The sequence below is a fragment of the Amorphus sp. 3PC139-8 genome (assembly GCF_040750475.1).
Classification (GTDB): Bacteria; Pseudomonadota; Alphaproteobacteria; order Rhizobiales; family Amorphaceae; genus Amorphus.
In genome coordinates this window covers 1-4,719 of the sequence record NZ_JABJVY010000061.1, presented here as the reverse complement: position 1 = coordinate 4,719, position 4,719 = coordinate 1, and the positions used below count along the sequence as shown (strand labels likewise).

General features: G+C 69.1%; 4 protein-coding genes. All 4 read left to right on the top strand.

Annotated elements, in window-relative coordinates; genetic code table 11:
- Positions 1-56: 56 nt before the first annotated feature.
- On the top strand, positions 57-269 hold the full coding sequence (locus HNS03_RS25505) for a YtcA family lipoprotein (protein WP_367198854.1): 213 nt from the start codon (positions 57-59) through the stop codon (positions 267-269).
- A 4-nt stretch (positions 270-273) separates the two neighbouring features.
- Positions 274-1,320, top strand: coding sequence for a multidrug transporter subunit MdtN (gene mdtN / locus HNS03_RS25500; protein ID WP_367198853.1), 1,047 nt, complete (start codon positions 274-276; stop codon positions 1,318-1,320).
- Positions 1,304-3,175, top strand: a complete 1,872-nt coding sequence (locus HNS03_RS25495) for an FUSC family protein (protein WP_367198852.1) — start codon at positions 1,304-1,306, stop codon at positions 3,173-3,175. The genes mdtN and HNS03_RS25495 overlap by 17 nt, the downstream gene beginning before the upstream one ends.
- Positions 3,176-3,232: 57 nt before the next feature.
- The coding region (locus HNS03_RS25490) for a TolC family protein (RefSeq protein ID WP_367198851.1) at positions 3,233-4,719 on the top strand (1,487 nt) is incomplete at its 3' end.

Below are 4,719 nucleotides of genomic sequence, written 5' to 3'. Positions count from 1 at the left end.
GGAACGGACCGCTTCGTTTTGGCGGGCTGGTTCTTGCGGGTCCGGTTGGCGGCTGCGTGCCGTCGGGTGCGCCTGCGATCCCGTTTCTGGGGGCGTTCTTTCCCTCCTGGCTCCTGTCGATGCTCGCCGGGGTGGCGATCGCGATCGTGGTGCGGGTGATCTTCGTGAAGATCGGCCTCGACGATATCCTGCCCGCGCGGCTTCTGGTCTATCTGGCGATCGCCGCGATCGCGGGCCTGATGATCTCCACCCTGGCGTTCGGGCGGTGAGGCGATGAGCGGGGACCGCGTGCACGCCTCCAAGGTCGGCGGCGCCATCGTCGCGGTGGCGATCGTGATCGCGGCCGCCATCCTCGTCGTGAACCATCTCCACACCGCGCGGCTCAATCCGCTCTCCCAGGAGGCGGTGTTGACGGCGGACGTGGTCCATATCGCGGCCACGGTGTCCGGGCGGATCGTGGAGATGCCGGTCTCCGAGAACGAGGCGGTCAAGAAAGGCGATCTCCTGTTCCGGATCGACCCGGCATCCTATCAGCTCGCGGTCAATCAGGCCGCCGGCGACCTGGCGATCGCCGAGGCCGCGCTTTCCGACCGGCGCCGGGAGATCGAGGCGGAACGGCGCAACGCGGAGATCGCCACCGGCCAGGTGGAGCGGGCGGAGGAGAACCTGGCCTACGCCACGGATACGCTGAACCGGCTCCTGCCCTTGCAGCCGAAAGGCTATGTCAGCGCCCAGGAGGTGGACACGGCGGCGACCGCCAAGCGCGACGCGGAGATCAGTCTGCGCGAGGCCCAGCGCCAGGCGGAGGCGGCGGACGCGCTCATCGGCAATCCGGCGGCCGCGCAGGCGCTTGTGCGGGCGCGGGAAGCGGCGCTGTCGATCGCCGAGCACGAGCTGGCGGCGACCGTGGTGCGCGCGCCCCATGACGGACGGGTGGTGGGCTTGTCGGTCGGCACGGGCGAGTTCGTGCTGCCGGGCGAGACGGTGTTCACGCTGATCGATACCTCCACCTGGTATGCCAGCGCCAACTTCGTGGAGACGGAGCTCGGCCGCATCACCGTCGGGAGCTGCGCGACGGTCTATGCGCTGGCCGACCGCAGCGCGGCGATCCGGGGGCGGGTGGCGAGCACCGGTTGGGGGGTGACCTCGGAGCAGATGATCAACGTCCCGAGCGGGCTGCCTTTGGTGCCGCGCTCGCTGGATTGGGTGCGGGTGGCGCAGCGCTTCCCGGTGCGGATCCGCCTTCTGGACCCGCCGGAGCGGCTCATGCGGATGGGTGGCTCGGCCACGGCGACGGTGCACGATGACACCGATTGTTGAGGCGGGCTGGTCGGATATCTTTGCCCGTGCGCTGCGGGATCTTCGCCCGTTTCCCGGCCGCTTCGGCCTGACCTGGCGGATCGCGATCCTATGCGCCTTGGTGACGGCGACGGCGATGCTCTACAAGATCCCGGAGGCGGCGATCAGCTGCTATCTGGTGATCTTCCTGATGCGGGCGGATTCCAGCGAGACCATCGGCCAGGCGGTCGGCCTGATCGGTCTGGCAACCGTGATAGTCGCGGTCATGGCGCCGCTGATGACGGCGACCATGGACTCCGCCTTCCTGCGCATCCTGGTGATGGCGGTTGCGACCTTCATCGCGCTCTATCTGAGTTCGGCCACCTCGCTCGGCGAAACCGGCGCGATCATAGGGCTGGTGATTGCCTTCATCATGACGCTGTCGAGCGACGTTCCGGCCGGCATTGTCGGGTCGGAAGGCCTGAAATATGCCTGGGAAATGGCGGTGATGCCGATGATCGTGATGACCGGCTTCCTGCTTGCCTTCGGGCGCGGGCCGCAGGGCATTGCCGCAGATCGGGTGGCGGATCGGCTGAGGGCGGCGGCCGATGCGCTGGACCAGCCCGACGATGACATCGCGCTCAATACTTTGCTGATCGAAGGCAACGACGACCTGGCCAAGAAGGTTCAGACGGCTCGGATGCTTCATCTCGTGCCGTCCGCCCGGACGGCCTGGCTCGCCGGCGCCGTGGAGACCAGCTACAGGCTGATGGTGGCGGTGGCTGCACTTCCCCGCGATGCGGTGATCGTGCGCAGCCGGCTTGCCGCTGCGACCCGGGCGGCGGCATTGGCCATGAGGAACGGGCAGCGGCCGTCGGCCCCGGAGCGCGCCGAATCCCCCGCGACGTCGGCCGAAGCGGCGGCCTGGCAGGCGCTTGGCGGTCTTGCAGGCCCGGACGGGGGCGCCAAGCCGACGCCGAAGAAGCCGCCCTTCCTGGCGGCGGATGCCTTTACCAACCCGGATCATCAGCGCTACGCCCTGAAGACCACGGCAGCGGCGTTGATCTGCTACTTGATCTATACCGGCATCGGCTGGGATGGCATCCATACCGCCATGATCACCTGCTATGTCGCCGCACTCGGGACCACGGGGGAGACGGTGCACAAGCTGGCCTTGCGCATCATCGGGTGCCTGATCGGCGCGGCCATGGGGGTCGCCGCGATGATCTTCGTGATCCCCCAGTTGCAGTCGATCGGCGGGTTGATGGTGCTGGTGTTCGCCGGGATCCTGGTCGCCGGCTGGGTGGCGGCGGGCAGCGAGCGGATCGCCTATGCCGGAGTGCAGATCGGGCTCGCCTTCCTCTTGACGATCCTGAACGGCTTCGGCCCGAGCACGGATCTGAGCAACGCCGGCGACCGGATCGCCGGCATCCTTTTGGGCAACACCATCATCTATGTGATCTTCACCGGGATCTGGCCGCGCAGTGCGGTCGCTGCCGTGCGCGAGCGGCTGGAAGAGGCGCTTCGGGCGCTGTCGCGGGCCGCTGCGGTTCCCCCCAAGGCGCGGGACGCCCGCATTGACGATATCGCCACTGCCGCCGTCGCGCTCGGCGAAGCGCGCGAGGGGCTGTTCCTGCTTCCCTTCGAGCCGCGTCGTCAGCAGCCGGAGCTTGCCGAAGTTCGTCGCCTGGGTGCGCTGGTGACCGCCGCCGGCGAGCTTGGGCCGGAAATCGCCGTCTCCGATCGGGACCTGACGGCGCTGTCTGAACGCCTGGCGGAGGCGGCGGATCGGTTCGAGCGAACGCATCGGGAAACGGCGCCAAAGGCGGACGATCCGACGGCATCGGGCGAACGGGGCGGTCCCATCGGCCGGATCGAGACGTTGGTCGCAAGCTGAATGACTTGGGATCCCACCCCTTTTTTTCGGTGTTTGCTTTGTTCGGTTGGCGTTGCCGTGGCGGTTGCGGGCTGTGCCGACAATGCGCTGAAGCTTGCGCCGACGTCTCCCTCCGAGCCGTGGACCCCGTCGGAGACCGTGGGGTCCTCGCTGCTGCCGGAGGGGAGGCGGGACGAAAGCCGGGCGGCGTCGTCGGGTCCGCGGGAGTTCGCCGTGCCGGCCAATCCGGCGGCCGGCGTGCTGGAGCCGCCGCCGCAACTGGTGGCCGGCAAGACCTACGAGCTTCCGGAGCTCATCGACATTGCCGCGCGCAACAACCCCCAGACCCGGATCGCCTGGGAGCGGGCGCGCCAGGCCGCGCTCGCCGTCGGCATGACGGAGGCGACCTTCCTGCCCACATTGACCGCGACGGTGATCGGCGGGGCCCAGCAGGTGCGCACCCCGCTGCCCGACAACATCACCGGCATCGACTCCTTCACCACCACCGTAAACGGGGTGGTGCCGGCGCTTCTGGTGGAGTGGTTGGTGTTCGACTTCGGCCAGCGCCGGGCCAACGCCGACATGGCCCGCCACAACTCCTTCGCCGCCAATGTCGACTTCACCGGCGCCCACCAGCAGGTGATCTACGAGGTCACGACCGCCTACTATCGCTATGGCGCGACCCAGGCGCAGGAGCGCGCGGCCGAACAGGCGCTGAGGAACAGCCGGCTGATCCAGGACGCCGCCGACAGCCGCATGGCGCGCGGCATCGGCACCAGCGTGGAAGTGGCCCAGGCGCGCCAGCAGGTGGCGCAGTCGAAGCTGCGGCTGGTGGAAGCTCAAGGCGAGCGGCGCGACGCCTATCAGGGCCTCCTGGCGGCGATGGGGGTGTCGCCGATGACCAAGATCAAGGTTGGGGACGTGGCCGGGCGGCGGCTTCCGCGCTCGGTCGGGGAACCGACCGAACAGATGATCGAGGCCGCCCTTGCCCAGCGGCCGGACGTGCTGGCCGCCTATTCGCGGCTGAAGGCGAGCGAGGCCGGCATCCGTGCGGCGGAAGCGGAGTTCCGGCCGAAGGTCTATCTGAGCGGCATCGCGGCCCAGGACAAGACGAACTTCTCGGTGAGCGGCCTGCCCGGGGTGGGTCAGCAGTCGACCTCGGCCGGGGTGCTGCTGGGGGTGGCGATCCCGATCTATTCCGGCGGTTTGCGCAAGGCGCAGCTGGAGGAGGCGAAATCGCTTTCCAAGACGGCCGAGCAGGCCTTCACCCAGACCCAGGACGCCGCGGCGCGGGAGATCGTGATCGCCGGCGACACGCTGCGCACCGCGCTCGCCTCCTACACCGCGGCGAGCGAGCTGACGGCGGCGGCCGACGTGACCTACGACGCGGCGCTCGAATCCTATCGCAACGGGGTCGGCACCATCACCGACGCGACCGCCGCCGACACCGGCCTGCTGGACGCGCGCCAGGCCCAGGCCGACGCCCATGCCGCCTCGCTGGTCGCCGCCTCAACGCTGGCCTTCTCGCTCGGGAAAATGACCTCCCAAAACGCTCCCGACCGCGC

What these genes read in the sequence shown, in the direction of transcription:
- mdtN (WP_367198853.1), top strand. Translation starts at nt 274, where the DNA reads ATGAGCGGGGACCGCGTGCACGCCTCCAAGGTCGGCGGCGCCATCGTC.
- HNS03_RS25495 (WP_367198852.1), top strand. Translation starts at nt 1,304, where the DNA reads ATGACACCGATTGTTGAGGCGGGCTGGTCGGATATCTTTGCCCGTGCG.